At 63.1% G+C, this 20,727-nt stretch carries 19 protein-coding genes and 1 pseudogene; 10 read left to right on the top strand and 10 right to left on the bottom strand.

Annotated elements, in window-relative coordinates:
- Positions 1-60: 60 nt before the first annotated feature.
- A complete protein-coding gene (gene mvaT / locus CAY82_RS06100) occupies positions 61-438 on the bottom strand; it encodes a histone-like nucleoid-structuring protein MvaT (protein WP_015271662.1) in 378 nt (125 codons plus the stop codon).
- A 285-nt stretch (positions 439-723) separates the two neighbouring features.
- On the opposite strand from mvaT, the gene purU reads away from it, so the two are divergent.
- Positions 724-1,575, top strand: a complete 852-nt coding sequence (purU, locus tag CAY82_RS06095; protein ID WP_023662871.1) for a formyltetrahydrofolate deformylase — start codon at positions 724-726, stop codon at positions 1,573-1,575.
- Between the two features lie 205 nt (positions 1,576-1,780).
- Here purU and CAY82_RS06085 read toward each other — a convergent pair whose 3' ends face one another.
- The 4 genes from CAY82_RS06085 to CAY82_RS06070 form a co-directional block, all read right to left on the bottom strand.
- Positions 1,781-2,746, bottom strand: a complete 966-nt coding sequence (locus CAY82_RS06085; RefSeq protein WP_087500379.1) for a lysylphosphatidylglycerol synthase transmembrane domain-containing protein — start codon at positions 2,744-2,746, stop codon at positions 1,781-1,783.
- Entirely contained in the window at positions 2,743-3,507 is a 765-nt protein-coding gene (locus CAY82_RS06080) for a DUF2334 domain-containing protein (protein WP_087500378.1), read from the bottom strand. The genes CAY82_RS06085 and CAY82_RS06080 overlap by 4 nt, the downstream gene beginning before the upstream one ends.
- The gene (locus tag CAY82_RS06075; RefSeq protein WP_087500377.1) at positions 3,500-4,621 is read right to left on the bottom strand and encodes a glycosyltransferase family 1 protein; all 1,122 of its coding nucleotides are present in this window, start codon (positions 4,619-4,621) and stop codon (positions 3,500-3,502) included. The genes CAY82_RS06080 and CAY82_RS06075 overlap by 8 nt, the downstream gene beginning before the upstream one ends.
- A 240-nt stretch (positions 4,622-4,861) precedes the next feature.
- Positions 4,862-6,736, bottom strand: coding sequence for a methyl-accepting chemotaxis protein (locus tag CAY82_RS06070; protein ID WP_087500376.1), 1,875 nt, complete (start codon positions 6,734-6,736; stop codon positions 4,862-4,864).
- Between the two features lie 169 nt (positions 6,737-6,905).
- Here CAY82_RS06070 and CAY82_RS06065 point away from each other — a divergent pair, with 169 nt between their 5' ends.
- Positions 6,906-8,381, top strand: a complete 1,476-nt coding sequence (locus tag CAY82_RS06065) for a helicase HerA-like domain-containing protein (protein WP_087500375.1) — start codon at positions 6,906-6,908, stop codon at positions 8,379-8,381.
- 156 nt (positions 8,382-8,537) lie between these two features.
- Here CAY82_RS06065 and CAY82_RS06060 read toward each other — a convergent pair whose 3' ends face one another.
- A complete protein-coding gene (locus tag CAY82_RS06060; RefSeq protein WP_087500374.1) occupies positions 8,538-10,010 on the bottom strand; it encodes an inorganic phosphate transporter in 1,473 nt (490 codons plus the stop codon).
- A 313-nt stretch (positions 10,011-10,323) separates the two neighbouring features.
- Positions 10,324-10,524 (bottom strand): hypothetical protein, encoded by a 201-nt coding sequence (locus CAY82_RS26640; RefSeq protein WP_063913241.1) that lies wholly within the window; start codon positions 10,522-10,524, stop codon positions 10,324-10,326.
- A 488-nt stretch (positions 10,525-11,012) separates the two neighbouring features.
- On the opposite strand from CAY82_RS26640, the gene pcaR reads away from it, so the two are divergent.
- The 8 genes from pcaR (at position 11,013) to pcaC (ending at position 19,405) form a co-directional block, all read left to right on the top strand.
- On the top strand, positions 11,013-11,903 hold the full coding sequence (gene pcaR / locus CAY82_RS06050) for a pca regulon transcriptional regulator PcaR (RefSeq protein WP_087500373.1): 891 nt from the start codon (positions 11,013-11,015) through the stop codon (positions 11,901-11,903).
- A gap of 322 nt (positions 11,904-12,225) precedes the next feature.
- A complete protein-coding gene (locus CAY82_RS06045) occupies positions 12,226-13,572 on the top strand; it encodes an MFS transporter (protein ID WP_087500372.1) in 1,347 nt (448 codons plus the stop codon).
- Between the two features lie 230 nt (positions 13,573-13,802).
- A complete protein-coding gene (locus CAY82_RS06040) occupies positions 13,803-14,663 on the top strand; it encodes a CoA transferase subunit A (protein ID WP_015271654.1) in 861 nt (286 codons plus the stop codon).
- Positions 14,660-15,439, top strand: a complete 780-nt coding sequence (locus CAY82_RS06035) for a CoA-transferase subunit beta (RefSeq protein ID WP_087500371.1) — start codon at positions 14,660-14,662, stop codon at positions 15,437-15,439. The genes CAY82_RS06040 and CAY82_RS06035 overlap by 4 nt, the downstream gene beginning before the upstream one ends.
- Positions 15,436-16,641 carry a 3-oxoadipyl-CoA thiolase gene (gene pcaF / locus CAY82_RS06030; RefSeq protein WP_170931035.1) on the top strand — a complete coding sequence of 402 codons (1,206 nt, stop codon included), beginning with the start codon at positions 15,436-15,438 and terminating at the stop codon, positions 16,639-16,641. Before CAY82_RS06035 ends, pcaF begins: the two co-directional genes overlap by 4 nt.
- 202 nt (positions 16,642-16,843) lie before the next feature.
- Entirely contained in the window at positions 16,844-18,196 is a 1,353-nt protein-coding gene (locus CAY82_RS06025; protein ID WP_087500369.1) for a 3-carboxy-cis,cis-muconate cycloisomerase, read from the top strand.
- 11 nt (positions 18,197-18,207) lie between these two features.
- Positions 18,208-18,999 (top strand): 3-oxoadipate enol-lactonase, encoded by a 792-nt coding sequence (gene pcaD / locus CAY82_RS06020; protein ID WP_087500368.1) that lies wholly within the window; start codon positions 18,208-18,210, stop codon positions 18,997-18,999.
- A 10-nt stretch (positions 19,000-19,009) separates the two neighbouring features.
- On the top strand, positions 19,010-19,405 hold the full coding sequence (gene pcaC, locus CAY82_RS06015; protein WP_087500367.1) for a 4-carboxymuconolactone decarboxylase: 396 nt from the start codon (positions 19,010-19,012) through the stop codon (positions 19,403-19,405).
- Between the two features lie 31 nt (positions 19,406-19,436).
- Here pcaC and CAY82_RS06010 read toward each other — a convergent pair whose 3' ends face one another.
- The 3 genes and pseudogenes from CAY82_RS06010 to CAY82_RS26990 form a co-directional block, all read right to left on the bottom strand.
- The gene (locus tag CAY82_RS06010; protein ID WP_087500366.1) at positions 19,437-19,961 is read right to left on the bottom strand and encodes a DUF962 domain-containing protein; all 525 of its coding nucleotides are present in this window, start codon (positions 19,959-19,961) and stop codon (positions 19,437-19,439) included.
- A gap of 193 nt (positions 19,962-20,154) precedes the next feature.
- Positions 20,155-20,469, bottom strand: a complete 315-nt coding sequence (locus CAY82_RS06005; RefSeq protein ID WP_256576230.1) for a LysR substrate-binding domain-containing protein — start codon at positions 20,467-20,469, stop codon at positions 20,155-20,157.
- Positions 20,464-20,583 (bottom strand): annotated as a pseudogene (locus CAY82_RS26990) (LysR family transcriptional regulator); the annotation flags it as partial. The gene CAY82_RS06005 and the pseudogene CAY82_RS26990, both read right to left, overlap by 6 nt.
- Between the last annotated feature and the right edge of the window lie 144 nt (positions 20,584-20,727).

Raw genomic sequence — 20,727 nt, 5'->3', positions numbered from 1 at the left:
AAAACGCCGGCAATGTGCCGGCGTTTTTGTTTGCGATAAGCAGCAGGGGTGTGTGGACAATCAGTCCAGCAGGGTCGCCCAGCTTTCAACCACATCGCCACCCCACTTGGCTTTCCACTCTTTCAGGGTCTTGTGGTTGCCGCCTTTGGTTTCGATCACTTCATTGTTGTGCGGGTTCTTGTATTGCTTGACCTTGCGCGCACGCTTGGTAGCAGTAGTCTTGACCGCACCACGAGGTGCCTTGCTCAGTTTCGACTCTGGGTCGAGCAGGGCAATCACGTCGCGCAGCGACTTGGAGTACTCACCCATCAGGGCGCGCAGTTTGCCTTCGAACTCCAGTTCTTTCTTCAGCTTGTCATCCTGCGACAGGTTGGCCAGGCGGGCCTGAAGTTCCTTGATGGCTTCTTCGGTAGCGCGGTACTCGTTGATCAGGGACATGGAGTGTTCCTTAATGCGTGTTCAGAAATGTGTGGAGCAATAATAGACAGGCAATACTCGCAAGTAAACATATTGTTGGGCAATTAACTGTTAACTAAGGTGTGACAACCATTTCTCTACGTGAACAAAAATTTACAATTAATCCGGCATTTCCTCATGCCTGTCAGAGAATGCCGGCAATGCATCTCGTCCAGGTACACAGGCTACGGCCACTGCGATCAATACTGCGTTTTTCCTGGCGGGCCGCTAGAATGAGCGCCTTTGCGAAGTTCTGGAGTCTCATTCATGCGCACCTATCGTCTGGTGATCGCCTGCCCCGACCGTGTTGGCATCGTGGCGAAAGTCAGTAATTTCCTGGCCTTGTACAATGGCTGGATCAACGAAGCCAGCCACCACTCCGATGAGCAGAGCGGTTGGTTCTTCATGCGCCATGAAATCCGCGCCGAATCGCTGCCGTTCGGTATCGAAGCCTTCCGCGAGGCGTTTGCGCCGATCGCCGAAGAGTTCTCCATGACCTGGCGCATTACCGACTCGGCACAGAAAAAGCGCGTAGTGCTCATGGCCAGCCGCGAGTCGCACTGCCTGGCCGACCTGCTGCACCGTTGGCACACCGATGAACTGGACTGTGAGATCCCTTGCGTGATCTCCAACCACAACGATTTGCGCAGCATGGTCGAATGGCACGGTATTCCGTTCTTCCATGTACCGGTCGACCCCAAGGACAAGGCACCGGCCTTTGCCGAAGTGTCGCGCCTGGTGCAGGAGCACGCCGCCGACGTGGTGGTGCTGGCCCGCTACATGCAGATCCTGCCGCCGCAACTGTGCCAGGACTATGCTGAGAAGGTAATCAACATCCACCACAGCTTCCTGCCGTCGTTCGTCGGCGCCAAGCCCTATCACCAAGCCGCCCTGCGTGGTGTGAAGCTGATCGGTGCGACCTGCCATTACGTCACCGAAGAGCTGGACGCCGGCCCGATCATCGAGCAGGACGTGGTACGTGTCAGCCATGCCGACAGCATCGACGACATGGTCCGGTTTGGCCGTGATGTGGAGAAGATGGTGCTGGCCCGTGGCCTGCGTTATCACCTGGAAGATCGGGTGCTGGTGCATGGCAACAAGACTGTGGTGTTTGACTGACAGAGTCGGGTTGTCGGTGAGATCTTGGGGCTGCGCAGCAGCCCCGGCAATCTTGAGGGATACCCAATGACCAAGACCCGCAACAACCCCACCGCCTCACCCCCACCCACCCTCGGTGAAGGCTGCCTGGCCCGCTACGACCCTGAAGCCCTGGCCGACACCGATGGCACCGATTTCCCCGGCGCTGCCGAACTGTGGCAGCAGCTCAACCCACCTGACGCCGCCAGCGCTCCAGCAGCGGGCGCGCCAGCAGGCACACGAACACCGGCCCACCCGCCAGCAGATAAAAGTAGTAAGTGACCGCCCGCCATATCAGGATCGCCGCAGCCGCGGTCGAACTGCCCACCAGTGGTGTCAGCAGGCTGGCGGAAGTCAGCTCGGCGGCACCGGCACCGCCAGGTAGCAGGCTGAACTGGCCGGCACTGAGCGAAAGCATCTGCACCAGGAAGCTGGGGATCCACGCCAGGTCTACCCCCAACCCTCTCAAGACCAGGTACAACACGCTGTAGCGCAGGCCCCAATGGGCGCAGGTCAGGGTGAACACCAAGGTCAGCGTGCGCTTGGGCAGGCGCCAGGTCTGCAGCAGCGCGTCGACGAAGTGCAGCAGTTTGCGCGCCCAGCGGCGTTTGCGCTGCCGGCTCATGCCCAGGCGGCGCAGCAACTTGCCGTTCACGCGCATCACCGTGCGTCGGTAGCGCAACAGGCCAATCACCCCGGCCAGTGCCGTGCACAGCAGCAACGCACTGCCCAGCAACATGTTCTGCTGGCTGTGGCCCAGGCTGTGGAACAGCGAATAACCGGCAATCGCCAGCATCGCGCAGAAAAAGAACACCAGGTCATTCAGCTGGTCCATGGCAAACACCGCGCCGCTGCGTGCCGGGCCGATACGGTCGCGTGCCAGCAGGGCGATCAGGGTCAACGGGCCGCCGCTGCCGCCGGGGGTGGTGCAGATGGCGAACTCGGTGGCCATCACCACGCCCAGGCTGCGCAGGCGCCCAAGCCTTGTGCCTTGCTGGCCGAGCAGCAGGCGCAGGCGAATGGCGTTGATGACCCAGCACAGCAGGATCATGCCCAGCAGGGTCAACATCAGGCTGGGGGCGAAACGCTGCAGCCTCGGCAACAACTCGCTGCCACCGAGCAATGCCGGTACCAGCCACGCCAGGCGGTTCATGCGTTGGCCTGGCGGTCGAGCCAGGTGGACTTGGTCAGGGGCTCACGCCCCTGTTCCAGCAGCGTGTGCAAGGTGTTCAGCCAGTAGTCGCGCGACGCGCGATGACGCATGTCCACCGGGTGCAGGCCCAGGCGCAAGGTCTCGGCGTCGCGCCAGCGCCGGCATTGCCAGTCGCACAGCACCCGTGACAGGCTTCGGCGCCAGGCGCTGCGGGCGCTCCAGACCAGCCCTGGGGCCTTGATCGCGGTGAAGTCCGGCAAGCGGTACAGGTGCTGCGGCGTGCTGGTGTAGCGCAGCGGCAGGCGGCGCAGTGCCTGGCGGGTGCCTTCGCTCATCAGCCAGGCGGGCGCGACGAAACCGGCCACTGGCCAGCCCTGCTGGCCGAACAGGGCCAGGCCGTGCTCCAGGCGTTGCAGGGCCTGCTGCTGGTCGAGGGCGTAGAACTCGCCTTCATGGGTATAGATGCGACGCATGACGTATTCGCCGGGCGTGCGCGGTGGCGGGCCGTTGTCGGCATGGTAGAAACCATGCAGAGCGAGTTCGTCACCTCTGGCCAGGCGCCGTTCGAGCAAGCGGCAGAAGGTGGGTGAGCGCTGCAGGGGGTTGCAGTGGTGAAAGTCTGGCACCACCAGCCAGGTCATGGGGATGCCGCCGATGGCGTCGATGGCCTGGACGAAGGGTTGGTAGTCGGGCCAGGTCTCGGGTGCGACATCGTGCAGCACCAGCATCAGGCTGCGCGATGTGGGTAGTGGCTCAACCATGGGCACGAACCTGCGGCTGGTGGCCGAGCACGGCCTGGTAGTGCTGCAGCAGGCCGGCTACCACGTTGTCCCACGAATAGTGCTGCTCGACATGGCGTCGAGCCTGTGCCCCGAGTTTACGCACACCGGCCTCGAACGCCTCTTGCACAGCCGTCGCCATGGCTTGGCTATCGTTGGGGCGGCACAAGCGCCCGCACTGTTCGTTGACGATTTCGCCGAAAGCACCGGCGCGCACCGCCACCACCGGCGTGGCGCTGGCCATCGCTTCGAGAATGACCAGGCCGAAGGTTTCCTGGTCGCCGGCGTGCACCAGCAGGTCGGCGCTGGCCATCAGCCGGGCGACTTCTGGTGCCGGGCAGAAGTGATCGATCACACTGACGTTCTGCGGCACGTTGGCCGGCATGTTCGAACCCACCAGCAGCAAGTGGTAGGGGTGGCCCAGATGCCGCATGCACTCGAGCAGCACCGGCAGGTTCTTTTCCCGCGAGCCACGGCCGGCATAGATCAGTAGGCGACTGGTATCGGCAATGCCCAGTTCGGCACGCAGTTGCGGGTCGCGCTGGCTGGGGTGGAAGGTGGCCAGGTCGACGCCCAGGCGCTGCACGTGCACATCCCGCACTCCCAGGCGGCGCAACTTGTCGGCCATGACCTGGCTGGGGGCCAGGACCCGGTCGAAATTGCCGTACAGCTTGCTGACGTAGGCCTCGACATTGGGGGTGAACCAGTTACCCATGCGGTTACTGACCAGCAGCGGCAGATCGGAGTGGTAGAAGCCGATCACCGGCACATCGAGTTTGCGTCGTGCCTCCAGCGCAGCCCAGGCGGTCAGGTAGGGGTCGCCGACTTCGATCAGGTCGGGCTTGAGCCTGCGCAGCACATTGCACCAAGGGGCCAGGCGCACCGGGAAGCGGTAGCCGTTGCCGAACGGCAGCGGCGGTGCGGGCACCTGGTAGATGCCATCGGCGTGTTGCGCGCTGGCACCAGGTATCAGCAAGCTGTGACGCACGCCCTGAATGGCGCCGAGGCGGTGGTGTTTGGCATCAAGATAGGTACGTACGCCGCCGCTGGCGGGGGCGTAGAACATGGTGATGTCGGCGATGTGCACGATCAGCATCCCTCCGGGATCGTCTTCGGGTCTGTCATCTGGCGCTAACGGGCCGGCGATGACGCGCCTAAAGGTGGACCTATCAGAAGGATAGTTTGTTCGATCGAGGTTGGGCGGGCGGGAAAGGCGGGGAGCGGTGTGGGCTTCTTCGCCGGTTAACCCGCTCCCACAGGGATTACACAGGCCCCGGGGTCTGTGCAGTTCCTGTGGGAGCGGGTTCACCTGCGAAGCAGGCGACGCGGTTTGCGATCAGATGCGGAAGCTGCCCACCAGCTGCTTCAGGCGGCCGGCCTGCTGCTCCAGGTCAGAGCAGGCGCGCAGGGTGGCCTGCAGGTTTTCCACGCCTTCCTGGTTGAGCATGTTGATCTCGTTGATGTCCATGTTGATCGCCTCGACCACGGCGGTCTGCTCTTCGGTGGCGGTGGCCACCGACTGGTTCATGCCGTCGATTTCGCCGATACGTACGGTAACGCTGTCAAGCCGCTCACCGGCCTGGTTGGCGATCTGCATGCTGTCCTGGCTATGGCGCTGGCTCTGGTCCATGGTCTCGACCGATTCGCGGGCGCCGACCTGCAGTTCTTCGATCATGGTCTGCACCTGTTGCGCCGACTCCTGGGTGCGGTGCGCCAGGTTGCGTACTTCATCGGCGACCACGGCAAAACCACGCCCGGCTTCACCGGCACGGGCCGCTTCGATGGCCGCGTTCAGCGCCAGCAGGTTGGTCTGCTGGGAAATGCTGGTGATCACCTCGAGGATCTGGCCGATGTTGACGGTTTTGCTGTTCAGCGTCTCGATATGCGCGCTGGAAGTGACGATCAGGTCGGACAGGCGGTTCATTGCCGCAATGTTGCGTTCCACCACCTGCTGCCCTTCTTCGGCCAGCAACCGCGCCGAGCTGGCGTGCTGCGAAGCCTGGGCGGCGTTGCTGGCAATTTCCTGGGCGGCGGCGCCCAGTTCGTTAATGGCGGCGGCCACGCTGTTGGTGCGGTTGGACTGTTCGTCGGAGTTGGTCATCGACGAGTTCGAGGCGCTGATGACCCGCAGGGCCACTTCGTTGACCTGCTCGGTGGCCGAGGACACTTCGCGAATCGAGCTGTGAATACGCTCGACGAAACGGTTGAAGGCGCTGCCCAGGATGCCGAATTCGTCGTGGTTGTGGATACGCAGGCGCTTGGTCAGGTCGCCTTCACCTTCGGCGATGTCTTCCATGGCGCGGGTCATAGTGTGCAGCGGCTGCATCAGCACACGGATCAGCAGGCCAAGCAGGCCGATGATGATCACTACCGCCACCAGCGTGGCAATCACTGCCGAGGTGCGGAAGGTGCTGAGCATCGAGAAGGCCTTGTCCTTGTCCACCGACAGGCCGATGTACCAGTTGGCCGACGGCAGGCCGGTGATCGGAGTGAAGGTCAGCAGGCGGGCCTGGCCTTCGCTCTGCACTTCGGTCAGCTCACTGGTCAGTTTCGGCGTGTGCTGCGGGAACAGGTCCGACAGCGACTTCATCACCAGGTCTTTGTCCGGGTGCACCAGGATCTTGCCCTGGTCGTTGACCAGGAAGGCGTAGCCCATGCCACCGAAGTTCAGCGAGTTGATGATCTGCACCAGGCCGTCCAGGGCCAGGTCACCACCGACCACGCCGACACTGCTGGAAACTTTGTTGATGATGCCGATGACCATCTTGTTGGTGGCCATGTCGATGTACGGCTCGGTCAGGATCGCGCCGGCGGCGTTCATGCCGTCCTTGTACCAAGGGCGGGTGCGTGGGTCGTAGCCGTCGGGCATCTTCGTGTCCGGGCGCACGCTGAAGCCGCCGTCGACCTTGCCCACGTATACCGTGAGAAAGCTTGAGATCAGTGCATTCTGGCCCAACAGAGTTTCTGCGTTGGCCGGGTCCTGGGCAATGTTCTGTGCCAGGTTTTCCACCAGCTTGATACGGCCTTCGAACAGGTTGCGGATGTTGGTCGAAGTGGAAGCGCCCATTTCAGCCAGATAGTTTTCCAGGTCCTCGCGGATCGCATTACGCTGGAGGTAATCGTTGTAGAGCGTGAACAGGCTGAAGGCGAGTATCACGATCAGTGATGCGGCCAAAAGAATCTTGTGGCTGAAACGAAGGCTTTTGTTCATGGCGTAATCGGTTCCGCTAAGGTTTTATATCAGGCGTTTGCACGCGTGGAGTCGCAAAGCAGTGCAACATCCCGAAAAGTCCCTTTTCGGTTGTCCCTCTCTATTAAGGCGAATATCACCCACAGGTATCGGCCGAATTAGGGTAAAGCTTGAGCAGAGGATTAAAGAGATGTCGGAATTTTCGACCATCGTTGTAGGCGCTGGCCCGGATGGCCAGCCAATTGGGCAGGCGATGAGGCTGGCCAACCGCCATGGCCTGGTGGCGGGCGCGACGGGTACTGGCAAGACCGTCACCCTGCAGCATCTGGCGGAAGCGTTCAGTGACGCGGGGGTGGCCGTATTTGCCGCCGATGTCAAAGGCGACCTGTGCGGCCTGGGCGCTGCTGGTACGCCGCAGGGCAAGGTGGCCGAGCGTATCGCCGGCATGCCCTGGCTGGGGCACACGCCCCAGGCTTACCCGGTGAGCCTGTGGGACATTGCCGGGCAGGCCGGCCACCCGCTGCGGACCACCCTCAGTGAAATGGGGCCGCTGCTGCTGGGCAACTTGCTGGAACTGACCGACAGCCAACAGGCGGCGCTGTACGCGGCGTTCAAGGTAGCCGACCGTGAAGGCCTGCTGCTGCTCGACCTCAAGGACCTCAAGGCGCTGCTCGCGCACCTGAAGGACAATCCGCAACTGCTGGGCGAAGACAGCGCGCTGATGACCACCGCCTCCACCCAGGCCCTGTTGCGCCGACTCGCTACCCTGGAGCAGCAGGGCGCCGAGGCGCTGTTCGGTGAGCCGGGGTTGCAGCTTGAGGACCTCTTGCGGCCTGACCCGGATGGTCGTGGACGTATCCACCTGCTGGACGCCAGCCGGTTGGTGCATGAGGCACCCAAGGTGTACGCGACCTTCCTGCTGTGGCTGCTGGCTGAGTTGTTCGAACAGTTGCCCGAGCGCGGCGATGCCGAAAAGCCGGTGCTGGCATTGTTCTTCGATGAAGCGCACTTGCTGTTCAACGATACGCCCAAGGCATTGCAGGATCGCCTGGAGCAGGTGGTGCGGCTGATCCGCTCCAAGGGCGTGGGGGTGTACTTCGTCACCCAGTCGCCGGGGGACTTGCCGGATGCGGTGCTGGCCCAGTTGGGCTTGCGCATTCAGCATGGCTTGCGGGCGTTTACTGCCAAGGAGCAGAAGTCGCTGCGGGCGGTGGCCGATGGCTTTCGCCCCAATCCGGCGTTCGACACCCTGGCGGTGCTGACCGAGCTGGGTATTGGCGAGGCGTTGGTGGGAACCCTGGAAGAGAAAGGCACACCAGCGATGGTGCAACGAGTGCTGATTGCACCGCCGCAATCGCGTATCGGGCCCTTGAGCGCGGCTGAGCGCAGTGCGCTGGTTGCCGCTTCGCCGCTGGCGGGGCGTTACGACAAGCCGGTGGACCGTGAATCGGCCTATGAAATGCTGACCCAGCGCAAGGGCGAACCGGTGGAGCCGGTGCCACAACCCAAAGCTGATGAGGAGAGCTTTGCCGACACGGCCGGTGAGTTTTTGCAGAGTGCGGCGGGGCAGGCGATCAAGTCGGCGGTGCGCCAGGCGGCCAACCAGTTGGGGCGGCAACTGGTGCGGGGGTTGATGGGGTCGTTGCTGGGGGGCAGGAAAAGGTAGGTTGCCTGTACCGGCCCCTTCGCGGGTAAACCCGCTCCCACAGGTTCACCACAGATATCAAGAGCTGTGCATTACCTGTGGGAGCGGGTTTACCCGCGAAGGTGCCGGTACAGAAAAAAGGCGACCCGAAGGCCGCCTCTTTCAGAACCGTATCACTCAGCCAATGGCTTTGGACGCCAGCCAGAACAGGCCGGCCGCCAGGCCCATCGACGCAGGCAGGGTCAGTACCCAGGCCAGCAGGATGGTCTTCACGGTACCGCCTTGCAGGCCGCTCTTGTTGGCGACCATGGTGCCGGCCACACCGGACGACAGCACGTGGGTAGTCGATACCGGCAGGGCGAAGATGTTGGCCATGCCGATGGCGCAAGCCGCGGTGATCTGCGCCGACATGCCCTGGGCATAGGTCATGCCTTGCTTGCCGATCTTTTCGCCAACGGTCAGTACCACGCGCTTCCAGCCGACCATGGTACCCAGGCCCAGGGCCAGGGCGACGGCCACGATCACCCAGAACGGGGCGTACTCAGTGGTGGCGGTCAGGTCTTTGCGCAGTTTTTCCAGGTCGGCCTTTTCACGGGCCTCCAGGCCTGGCAGTTTGCCGACTTTCTTCGCCGTGTCGTCCAGGCACAGCAGGTAGCGGCGCACTTCGACACGCTGGTCGGCACTGAGGCTGTGGTAGTCGGTCACGCCCTGCAGCGAGGACTGCAACGCGGCAATGGTCGGCTCAGTCTGTTGCGGGTTGCAGCTGAACTGCTCCGGCAGGTCGCTGGACTTGGCCTTGCCCAGCGCCAGGAACTCGCCCAGAGTGGCGGCGTTGCGCTGGTAGAACTGGCTCATGTGCAGGGTGGCGTCACGGGTACGCTCGATCTGGTAGGTGGTGCTGTTCAGGTCGAGGACGAACTTGGCCGGGACGATACCGATCAGCACCAGCATGATCAGGCCAATGCCCTTCTGGCCGTCGTTGGAGCCGTGCACGAAACTCACGCCCATGGCCGAGACCACCAGTACCAGGCGGTTCCAGAACGGTGGGTGCTTCTTGTCGTCGAGCTTGCGGCGCTGCTCGGGGGTCTTGTGCATCTTTGACAGCGGGCGCCACCACTTCAGGCCGATCAGAACCAGGGCGGCAACAGCGAAGCCGGCCATGGGCGAGACCACCAGCGACATGGCGATGTCGATCGCCTTCTGCCAGTTGACACCGTCGCCCAGCGGGATGTCGTTGATCAGGGCATTGGCCAGGCCGACGCCGAGGATGGAGCCGATCAGCGTGTGCGAGCTGGAGGCGGGGATGCCGAAGTACCACGTGCCCAGGTTCCAGGTGATGGCCGCAGCCAGCAGCGAGAAGACCATGGCCAGGCCGTGTCCGGTGTTCACATTGATCAGCAGTTCTACCGGCAGCAGGTGCACGATGGCATAGGCCACCCCGACACCGCCGAGCAGAACGCCAAGGAAGTTGAACACGCCGGAGAAGAACACGGCGAGGTGCGGCGGCATGGCTTTGGTATAGATGACGGTAGCTACCGCGTTGGCGGTGTCATGAAAGCCATTGATGAACTCGAAGGCGAGTACGAAGGTCAAGGCGAGCAGCAGGCTCACCAATACCCAGGCATCCAGTCCGCTGAATAAATCGATCATGAAGGTTGTCTGGCGGTCATAGGGGGGCGGGATTATGCCAGAAAACCTTGGCAATCGATGCATCTGCGACAGACCGATGGCAATCTTCCTGACGCAAGTGCGATGTGTGCGGCGGTAGGTACAGGTAGGTAAATGTCCGCTAAAAAGCACAAAATCCGGCTAAATCAGACAAAAAATTGAAGAAAAAGCCGCTTCGCCACTATTCAAACGGCCGTATGAAATTTGTGTGATTCCATTTCATCTTCGGCCTGACAGTAAAGATCGACCGCGCCCGGGCAGGCCGGGCGACGACGCGCTGGCGTGGTCCCGGGAGTCAGGGATTGTCGCTGCGCAGTTCCTTCTCCATACGTTCCAGTTCCTGGCTGAAGGCTTGGTCGCGCACGCTGGCACGCTTGCGCCAAGGTTTGCGTTCCGGATCCGGTTGGGCGGCGTAAGTAGTGACTTCGCCACCGTAAACGTCCTTGTAACGTTCAGCCTGGCGCTCGAGTTCCGCGCGCAGTTCATCTTTCGTCACAGTAGTACCTGAATTAAGTTTGATGACTGTTGTTATGCGTTGTGCAGCGTGCACATACCTTGCTGGCCGCAACGGCTTGATACAGCGGAAGGCTCCATTGCCAAGGCATCGTCGAGGCCTGCGTAATCGATTATAGCAACCGAGATTTCGCCGAACATCGTTATTTACCTAACCCTGACATCACCTGACGCAAGTAACGGGATGCATCCGACAACAGTTTGGGCCTTTCATGCAAGTTTGAAAGGCGAGACTGATAGAAGTTCGCTGCAGTGCATTAGCGGGACCATCAACAGGGTATGGAATGAAAAACGGCCTCGCCAAAAGACGAGGCCGTTGCCTGGGGACTTCTACGGTGGGTACCTGACCAGTCTCTCCAAAGAAGCCACAAGTGGCATGAGAAAGGTATAAGTAAAAGTGTCAGCGGTCAATTGCGATTATCGGCCGTTTGTTCGATAATCGCACGAGTGGGCGTTTTTTTGAGGTGTGCGATGAGTGACGAAACCCTGGCCAACGATTCCGTCAATCCAGAGTCGGCCAATCCGGAGCAGGCACGATCTGCCTCGGCAGCCCTGGCACCGCCGATCGTGGCTTCCCCGGCCAAGCGCATCCAGGCCTTTACCGGCGACCCGGATTTCATGACCTCCCTGGCGCGTGGCCTGGCTGTGATCCAGGCCTTCCAGGAACGCAAGCGCCACCTGACCATCGCCCAGATCAGCCACCGCACAGAAATCCCCCGGGCGGCGGTGCGCCGTTGCCTGCACACGTTGATCAAGCTGGGTTATGCCACCACCGACGGGCGCACCTATTCGCTGTTGCCCAAAGTGCTGACGCTCGGGCATGCGTACCTGTCGTCGACACCGCTGGCGATTTCTGCCCAGCCTTACCTGGACCGCATCAGCGACCAGCTGCACGAGGCGGCCAACATGGCTACGCTCGAAGGTGACGACATTCTTTATATAGCCCGCTCGGCCACGGTGGAGCGGCTGATTTCGGTCGACCTCTCGGTGGGCGGGCGCCTGCCTGCCTATTGCACATCCATGGGGCGCATTCTGTTGGCGGCCATGGACGACACCAGCCTGCGTGAATACCTGGAACGTGCCGACCTGAAGGCGCGTACCAGCCGTACCTTGCATGACCCCGAGTCACTGTTCGCCTGTATCCAGCAGGTACGTGCCCAGGGCTGGTGCGTGGTGGACCAGGAGCTGGAGCAGGGGCTGCGTTCGATTGCAGTGCCCGTGTATGACGCCTCGGGGCAGGTGTTGGCGGCGTTGAATGTGAGTACCCACGTTGGGCGGGTGACGCGCAGTGAGCTGGAGCAGCGGTTCTTGCCGATTTTGTTGGCGGCGAGCCGGGACCTTTGCCATCAGTTGTTTGGCTGAAGTGCCCCCGGGCGCTTTGTGCCCCCAAAATAAAACAGTAAAAACCCTTTCCTGTGCGATAAACGCACAGTGTCGTTCGCGGTGAATTGCGCCGCCTCCGCCTGCTGATTAATGTCTCTCGCAACGGTCGGCTGTGCCGACCGAACAAGAAAAACATCAGAGGCACTTACCATGAATACTGTCCCCTCGCTGCCGCGGCCGCACCCGCGCGCAGTACCGTTGTATCCAGGCTGACGCCAGCTGCATTCCTCCAACTATCGTCCTCTGTACCGGTTGATCGCGTGCAGTGGTCCGGCTGTGCCCCTCATTCTGGATAACAACAATGAACCAAGCGCAAACCAACGTCGGCAAAAGCCTCGACGTCCAGTCGTTCATCAATCAGCAGCCGCTGTCCCGCTACCAGTGGCGGGTTGTACTGCTGTGCTTCCTGATCGTCTTCCTCGATGGCCTGGACACCGCTGCCATGGGCTTCATCGCCCCGGCCCTGTCGCAGGAGTGGGGGATTGACCGCGCCAGCCTCGGCCCGGTCATGAGCGCTGCATTGATCGGCATGGTGTTCGGTGCCCTCGGTTCCGGCCCGCTGGCCGACCGTTTTGGCCGCAAGGGCGTATTGGTCGGCGCGGTGCTGGTATTCGGCGGCTTCAGCCTGGCCTCGGCCTATGCCAGCAACGTCGACCAGTTGCTGGTGTTGCGCTTTCTGACCGGTCTGGGCCTTGGCGCAGGCATGCCCAACGCCACTACGCTTTTGTCTGAATACACCCCCGAGCGCCTCAAGTCGCTGCTGGTGACCAGCATGTTCTGCGGCTTCAACCTGGGTATGGCCGGTGGTGGTTTCATTTCCGCCAAGATGATCCCGGCCTACGGTTGGCACAGCCTGCTGGTGATCGGTGGCGTGCTGCCGTTGCTGCTGGCGCTGGTGCTGATGGTGTGGTTGCCGGAGTCGGCGCGGTTCCTGGTGGTGCGTAACCGGGGTACCGACAAGGTGCGCAAGACCTTGTCGCCCATCGCGCCGCAGGTCGTGGCCGAGGCGGGCAGCTTCAGCGTACCGGAACAGAAGGCGGTGGCCGCGCGCAACGTGTTTGCGCTGATCTTCTCCGGCACTTACGGCACGGGCACCATGTTGCTGTGGCTGACCTACTTCATGGGCCTGGTGATCGTCTATCTGCTGACCAGCTGGCTGCCAACCTTGATGCGCGACAGCGGCGCGAGCATGGAGCAGGCTGCTTTCATCGGCGCCCTGTTCCAGTTCGGTGGCGTGCTGAGTGCCGTCGGCGTGGGCTGGGCCATGGACCGCTTCAATCCGCACAAGGTGATCGGCATTTTCTACCTGCTGGCCGGGGTGTTCGCCTACGCCGTGGGGCAGAGCCTGGGCAACATCACCGTATTGGCCACGCTGGTGCTGGTCGCCGGCATGTGCGTGAACGGCGCCCAGTCGGCGATGCCGTCGCTGGCGGCGCGTTTCTATCCCACCCAAGGCCGCGCCACGGGGGTATCGTGGATGCTGGGTATCGGCCGCTTCGGGGCGATTCTCGGGGCCTGGAGTGGTGCGACGTTGCTGGGGCTGGGTTGGAACTTCGAACAGGTACTGACAGCGTTGCTGGTGCCGGCGGGGTTGGCGACCGTGGGTGTGATCGTGAAAGGGCTGGTGAGCCACGCTGACGCGACTTGAGGCCCGGGGGCCGCTTTGCGGCCCTTCGCAGCACAAGGCTGCTCCTACACAGGCGACGCCGCCCCCTGTAGGAGCAGCCTTGTGCTGCGAAGAATTCGACACGGTAGTGAATGAGTAGCAGGACAACAAATTGTTCGATAATCGCACAAATAGTCGATTATCGGATTGTAAGCCACCCACCAGTCTCCTTAATCTGAGCTCACCGAAGCACCCTGACCAGGAGTCTCCAAATGGCTGCAATTCTCCCGCTTCACGAAGCCGTGAAGCAGTTCATCCAGGATGGCGATACCGTCGCCCTCGAAGGTTTTACCCACCTGATCCCGACTGCCGCCGGCCACGAGATCATCCGTCAGGGCAAGCGCGACCTGACCCTGGTGCGCATGACTCCGGACCTGATCTACGACCAGCTGATCGGCGCCGGTTGCGCCAGCAAGCTGATCTTCTCCTGGGGGGGGAACCCAGGTGTCGGTTCGCTGCACCGCCTGCGTGATGCCGTCGAGAAACAGTGGCCGCACGCCATCGAAATCGAAGAGCACAGCCACGCCGACCTGGCCAACGCCTATGTCGCCGGTGCATCTGGCCTGCCGTTCGCCGTGCTGCGTGCCTACGCCGGTTCCGACCTGCCGAAGGTCAACCCGCTGATCAAAAGCGTCACCTGCCCGTTCACCGGGGAAGTGCTGGCAGCGGTGCCGTCGGTGCGCCCGGACGTTACCGTGATCCACGCGCAAAAGGCCGACCGCAAAGGCAACGTGCTGCTGTGGGGTATTCTCGGTGTGCAGAAGGAAGCCGCCCTGGCCGCCAAGCGCTGCATCGTCACCGTCGAGGAAATCGTCGACGACCTGCAGGCCCCGATGAACGCCTGCGTGCTGCCGACCTGGGCCCTGAGCGCGGTATGCCTGGTACCTGGTGGTGCGCACCCGTCCTATGCCCACGGCTACTACGAGCGTGACAACCGCTTCTACCAGGCCTGGGACCCGATTGCGCGCAGCCGCGAATCGTTCACCGCCTGGATCGACACCTACATCCGTGGCACTGCCGATTTCAACGAATTTAAGGCCAAGCTGGCCAGCACTGCGGAGGCCGCACAATGAGCTACTCCACTTCCGAAATGATGACCGTCGCCGCAGCCCGTCGCCTGCGCAACGGTGCTGTGTGCTTCGTCGGCATCGGCCTGCCATCCAAGGCTGCCAACCTGGCGCGCCTGACCTCGTCGCCTGACGTGGTGCTGATCTACGAATCCGGCCCGATCGGGGCCAAGCCAAGCGTGCTGCCGCTATCGATCGGTGACGGCGAACTGGCCGAAACCGCTGACACCGTGGTGCCGACCGGCGAGATCTTCCGCTACTGGCTGCAAGGTGGGCGCATCGATGTCGGCTTCCTCGGTGCCGCCCAGGTCGACCGCTTCGGCAACATCAACACTACCGTGGTCGGTGATTATCACGCCCCGAAAACCCGCCTGCCGGGTGCTGGTGGCGCACCGGAAATCGCCGGTTCCGCCAAGCAGGTGCTGATTATCCTCAAGCAGTCGCCGCGTGCCTTCGTCGACAAGCTGGACTTCATCACCTCGGTTGGCCACGGTGAAGGCGGTGACTCGCGCAAACGCCTTGGCCTGCCAGGCGATGGCCCGGTCGGCATCATCACCGACTTGTGCATCATGGAGCCGGAAGCCGGCACCCACGAATTCGTCGTCACCGCCATCCACCCGGGCGTGACCCGTGAGCAGATCATCGCCGACACTGGCTGGGCGATCCGCTTTGCCGACGATGTGCAGACCACTGCCGAACCTACCGAAGTCGAGCTGTCCGCCCTGCGTGACCTCGAAGCCCGTACCGCCGCGGCCCATGGCCAGGTGGCAGGAGAAGCCTGATGCGTGACGTATTCATCTGTGACGCCATTCGCACCCCGATCGGCCGCTTCGGCGGCGCCCTGGCCGGCGTGCGGGCCGACGACCTTGCCGCCGTGCCGCTGAAAGCGCTGATCGAGCGCAACCCCAGCGTGCAGTGGGATCAAGTTGACGAAGTGTTCTTCGGCTGCGCCAACCAGGCCGGTGAAGACAACCGCAACGTAGCGCGCATGGCGCTGCTGCTGGCCGGCCTGCCGGAGAGCGTCCCGGGCGTTACCCTGAACCGCCTGTGCGCGTCGGGCATGGATGCCATCGGCACTGCCTTCCGCGCCATTGCCAGCGGCGAAATGGAGCTGGCGATTGCCGGTGGCGTCGAGTCGATGTCGCGTGCCCCGTTCGTCATGGGCAAAGCCGAAAGCGGCTACTCGCGTAACATGAAGCTTGAAGACACCACCATCGGCTGGCGTTTCATCAACCCGCTGATGAAGAGCCAGTACGGCGTGGACTCCATGCCGGAAACCGCCGACAACGTGGCTGACGATTACCAGGTTTCGCGCGCTGACCAGGACGCTTTTGCCCTGCGCAGCCAGCAGAAGGCTGCTGCCGCCCAGGCCGCCGGTTTCTTCGCCGAAGAAATCGTGCCGGTGCGTATCGCGCACAAGAAGGGCGAGACCATCGTCGAGCGTGACGAGCATCTGCGCCCGGAAACCACACTGGAAGCCCTGACCAGGCTCAAGCCGGTCAACGGCCCGGACAAGACCGTCACCGCCGGCAACGCTTCGGGCGTGAACGACGGTGCTGCGGCGTTGATCCTGGCTTCGGCCGAGGCGGTGAAGAAACATGGCCTGACCCCACGTGCCCGGGTACTGGGCATGGCCAGCGCCGGTGTTGCACCGCGAGTGATGGGCATCGGCCCGGTGCCGGCGGTGCGCAAGTTGACCGAGCGTCTGGGTGTGGCGGTGAATGATTTCGATGTGATCGAGCTTAACGAAGCCTTTGCCAGCCAGGGTTTGGCGGTGCTGCGTGAGCTGGGTGTGGCCGACGATGCGCCGCAGGTGAACCCCAACGGCGGTGCCATCGCCCTGGGCCACCCGCTGGGCATGAGCGGTGCGCGCCTTGTGCTGACCGCGCTTCACCAACTGGAGAAAAGTGGTGGGCGCAAGGGGCTGGCGACCATGTGCGTAGGCGTAGGCCAAGGTTTGGCGCTGGCCATCGAGCGGGTTTGACCTGTACCGGCCTCTTCGCGGGCAAGCCCGCTCCCACAGGATAATCGTTGCCCACTGCACAACGGGACCTGTGGGAGCGGGCTTGCCCGCGAAGAGGCCGGTCCTGTCAGGCACAAGGCCAGTTGCCAGTCAGATAGCGAACCGAGTGTGTAACCAGGGGTGTCTAGAATTACCTGCGCACCATGATAATTAAGGACATGGCATGACCAACCAACTGTTCGACGCCTACATCACCGCGCCGGCCATGCGCGAGATCTTCTCCGACCGTGGCCGCCTGCAGGGCATGCTCGATTTCGAAGCGGCGCTGGCGCGGGCCGAGGCGGCTGCCGGGCTGGTCCCGCACAGCGCGGTGGCGGCCATCGAGGCGGCCTGCCACGCCGAGCGCTATGACGTTGGCGCGCTGGCCAATGCCATCGCCACTGCTGGCAACTCGGCGATCCCGCTAGTGAAGGCGTTGGGCAAGGTGATCGCCAGTGGCGTGCCCGAGGCCGAGCGTTACGTGCACCTGGGCGCCACCAGCCAGGACGCGATGGACACCGGCCTGGTCCTGCAACTGCGCGCTGCCCTCGAGCTGATCGAAGCCGACCTGGGCAAACTGGCCGACACCTTGTCGCGCCAGGCCTTGCAGTACGCCGACACGCCTCTGGTGGGGCGCACCTGGTTGCAGCACGCCACCCCGGTGACCCTGGGCATGAAACTGGCTGGTGTGCTGGGCGCCTTGACCCGTCACCGCCAACGGCTGCAAGAGCTACGCCCACGCTTGCTGGTGCTGCAGTTTGGTGGCGCCTCGGGCAGCCTGGCCGCCCTGGGCAGCAAGGCGATGCCGGTGGCCGAAGCCCTGGCCGAGCAGCTCAAGCTGAGCCTGCCCGAGCAGCCCTGGCACACCCAGCGCGACCGTCTGGTGGAGTTTGCCTCGGTGCTGGGCCTGGTGGCGGGTAGCCTGGGCAAGTTCGGCCGAGATGTCAGCCTGCTGATGCAGACCGAGGCGGGGGAACTGTTCGAGCCCTCCGCGCCGGGCAAGGGCGGTTCCTCGACCATGCCGCACAAGCGCAACCCGGTGGGCGCCGCAGTACTGATCGGTGCCGCGACCCGAGTGCCGGGCCTGGTCTCGACGATGCTCGCTGCCATGCCCCAGGAGCACGAGCGCAGCCTCGGCTTGTGGCATGCCGAATGGGAAACCCTGCCGGATATCTGCTGCCTGGTCTCCGGTGCACTGCGCCAGGCCCAGGTGATTGCCGATGGCATGGAGGTGGATGCCGTGCGCATGCGCCGTAACCTCGACCTGACCCAGGGGCTGGTGCTGGCCGAAGCGGTGAGCATCGTCCTCGCCCAGCGCCTGGGTCGCGACCGCGCCCACCACCTGCTGGAGCAGTGCTGCCAGCGCGCCGTAGCCGAACAGCGCCACCTGCGTGCCGTGCTGGGTGACGAGCCGCAGGTCAGCGCCGAACTGTCTGCCGAAGAACTCGATCGCCTGCTCGACCCTGCCCATTACCTGGGGCAGGCCCGCGTCTGGGTAGCGCGCGCCGTGTCCGAACATCAACGTTTCACTGCCTGAAGGAGACCGCTGTGGCGCACTTGCAACTGGCCGATGGCGTTTTGAACTACCAGATCGATGGCCCGGAAAACGCCCCGGTGCTGCTCCTGTCCAACTCGCTGGGCACCGACCTGGGTATGTGGGACACGCAGATTCCCCTGTGGAGCCAGCACTTGCGCGTGCTGCGCTACGATACCCGTGGCCACGGTGGGTCGCTGGTCACTGAAGGCCCTTACAGCATCGAACAGCTGGGCCGTGACGTGCTGGCCCTGCTCGATGGCCTGGACATCGCCAAGGCGCATTTCGTCGGCCTGTCTATGGGTGGCCTGATCGGCCAGTGGCTGGGCATCAATGCAGGCCAGCGCCTGCACAGCCTGACCCTGTGCAACACCGCCGCCAGAATCGCCAACGACGAGGTGTGGAACACCCGCATCGACACCGTGCTCAAGGGTGGCCAGCAGGCCATGGTCGACCTGCGCGATGCCTCCATCGCCCGCTGGTTCACCCCTGGCTTCGCCCAGGCCCAGCCAGCGCAAGCCCAGCGCATCTGCCAGATGCTGGCGCAAACCAGCCCACAAGGTTATGCCGGCAACTGCGCAGCGGTGCGAGATGCCGATTACCGCGAGCAGTTGGGCCGTATCCGGGTGCCAGCGCTGATCGTTGCCGGTACCGAAGACGTGGTGACCACCCCGGAGCACGGCCGTTTCATGCAGGCCGGTATCGAAGGTGCCGAGTACGTCGACTTCCCGGCGGCACACCTGTCCAACGTCGAAATCGGCGAGCGCTTCAGCCGCCGCGTGCTCGACTTCCTGCTGGCTCACTGAGGACAACGCCATGGACGAGAAACAACGTTACGACGCCGGTATGCAAGTACGCCGCGCAGTGCTTGGCGATGCCCACGTGGACCGCAGCCTGGAGAAACTCAACGACTTCAATGGCGAGTTCCAGGAGATGATCACCCGCCACGCCTGGGGTGACATCTGGACCCGCCCGGGCCTGCCACGGCATACCCGAAGCCTGATTACCATCGCCATGCTGATCGGCATGAACCGCAACGACGAGCTGAAGCTGCACCTGCGCGCGGCAGCCAACAACGGCGTGACCCGCGACGAGATCAAGGAAGTGCTGATGCAGAGCGCGATCTATTGCGGCATTCCGGCGGCAAATGCCACTTTCCACCTGGCTGAGTCGGTGTGGGATGAACTGGGTATAGAGTCGCGACAGCAGTAATGCCTATACCAGCGGTAGGGCCATGGAGTGTTTACATGGCCGCATTCTTCTGCCGCATGGCCACCGGGCCGGCGTTGGTCTCGACAGCACGCTTCAGGGCCGGGCACAGGCCCAGCATGAACGCAGCTTCTGCCACCACGAACAGCGGCCCGATGATCAGCCCGCTGACATCATCGACAAACGCCGGCTTGCGGCCTTCGTAGTAATGGCCAACGAACTGGATGATCCAGCCCACCACGAACGCCCCCAGCCCGGCGCCGAGCCACAGCGCTGTCGTCTGCATCGCCAGCACCTGGCCGACCCACAGGCATAGCCCCAACAACAACCCCATCACCAGGCCGAAGCGCAGGTCCAGACGCAGGTAGAACCAGACCGAGGCTGCCGCCGCCGGCAGGGCAGGGGACAGCCACATGCCGGCCACCTCCCAACCCGGGCGCGACAGCAGGATGGTCACCGCCAGCACGATCATCGGGATACCGACGAAGTGGGTGGCGATGTTGCGTGGGTCGCGGTGGTAGCTGGCGTATTGGCTCAGGTGGTCGACGAGGGTTTTCATTGTTGTGCCTCCCTGGTTGCCTGATCGAGGTGTATTGCCTGTTCTGGCCTCTTCGCGGGTAAACCCGCTCCCACAGGGTCACCACAACTCCTGAGGGCTGCGCTGTACCTGTGGGAGCGGGTTTACCCGCGAAAGGGCCGGTACAGGCGACCGATATAGCTCAGGATAGCCCGCCCCTGCCACCATCATCAGCTCAGCGAATGGCAGCAGACCGCACCGGCCTATCCAGCCCCATCAGCGTCTCGATCATCGCTCGCGCCGCCGGCGACAGCCGGTAGCCGCTGCGGCTGACCACTCCGCAACGCACGCTCAGCACCTCCAGCGCCGGCGGCAGGTTGCGCCAGTGCAGGCGCACCAGGCGACCGCTGGCCAGGTCTTCGGCAACGGCCTCTTCGCTGGCGCTGCCGATGGCGTCGCTGGCCTGCACCACGCTGCGCAGCACTGCCAGGTGCTCGGTCTGCAGGTGCGGGGTGAAGTCATCTGCAGCACTGCCGAAGCTGTGTTCCAGGCTCGGGATGGCGCGACTGAAGGCAGGTTGGGTGATGCCCATGGCCTCGGCGGCGCGGACGAAGCTGCGGTATTCGGTGAGGGCGATGAAGTAGCGCAGCTGACGGAGGTCCATGTCACGGCTCTGGGGCGGGGATCAAGCGCCTATTCAAGCGGTTGCTGCATATGTCGTCAAAGAAGGTTTATTGATTTGTTTATATCTTAGGGTTATTTGTTGTGGCATCTGGTCTCTTCGCGGGTAAACCCGCTCCCACAGGTT

Source organism: Pseudomonas sp. SID14000 (genome assembly GCF_002165135.1).
GTDB lineage: Bacteria > Pseudomonadota > Gammaproteobacteria > Pseudomonadales > Pseudomonadaceae > Aquipseudomonas.
The sequence above is the reverse complement of the archived record's forward strand: the minus strand, read 5'-3'. Positions and strand labels throughout refer to the sequence as shown.

Bases quoted from the DNA above. Each gene is read 5' to 3' on its own strand.
- pcaR (WP_087500373.1), top strand. From the start codon at position 11,013: ATGAGTGACGAAACCCTGGCCAACGATTCCGTCAATCCAGAGTCGGCC.
- CAY82_RS06085 (WP_087500379.1), bottom strand. From the start codon at position 2,746: ATGAACCGCCTGGCGTGGCTGGTACCGGCATTGCTCGGTGGCAGCGAG.
- CAY82_RS06040 (WP_015271654.1), top strand. From the start codon at position 13,803: ATGGCTGCAATTCTCCCGCTTCACGAAGCCGTGAAGCAGTTCATCCAG.
- CAY82_RS06065 (WP_087500375.1), top strand. From the start codon at position 6,906: ATGTCGGAATTTTCGACCATCGTTGTAGGCGCTGGCCCGGATGGCCAG.
- CAY82_RS06080 (WP_087500378.1), bottom strand. From the start codon at position 3,507: ATGGTTGAGCCACTACCCACATCGCGCAGCCTGATGCTGGTGCTGCAC.
- CAY82_RS06070 (WP_087500376.1), bottom strand. From the start codon at position 6,736: ATGAACAAAAGCCTTCGTTTCAGCCACAAGATTCTTTTGGCCGCATCA.
- purU (WP_023662871.1), top strand. From the start codon at position 724: ATGCGCACCTATCGTCTGGTGATCGCCTGCCCCGACCGTGTTGGCATC.
- CAY82_RS06035 (WP_087500371.1), top strand. From the start codon at position 14,660: ATGAGCTACTCCACTTCCGAAATGATGACCGTCGCCGCAGCCCGTCGC.
- CAY82_RS06025 (WP_087500369.1), top strand. From the start codon at position 16,844: ATGACCAACCAACTGTTCGACGCCTACATCACCGCGCCGGCCATGCGC.
- pcaC (WP_087500367.1), top strand. From the start codon at position 19,010: ATGGACGAGAAACAACGTTACGACGCCGGTATGCAAGTACGCCGCGCA.
- CAY82_RS06075 (WP_087500377.1), bottom strand. From the start codon at position 4,621: ATGCTGATCGTGCACATCGCCGACATCACCATGTTCTACGCCCCCGCC.
- CAY82_RS06060 (WP_087500374.1), bottom strand. From the start codon at position 10,010: ATGATCGATTTATTCAGCGGACTGGATGCCTGGGTATTGGTGAGCCTG.
- mvaT (WP_015271662.1), bottom strand. From the start codon at position 438: ATGTCCCTGATCAACGAGTACCGCGCTACCGAAGAAGCCATCAAGGAA.
- CAY82_RS06010 (WP_087500366.1), bottom strand. From the start codon at position 19,961: ATGAAAACCCTCGTCGACCACCTGAGCCAATACGCCAGCTACCACCGC.
- CAY82_RS06045 (WP_087500372.1), top strand. From the start codon at position 12,226: ATGAACCAAGCGCAAACCAACGTCGGCAAAAGCCTCGACGTCCAGTCG.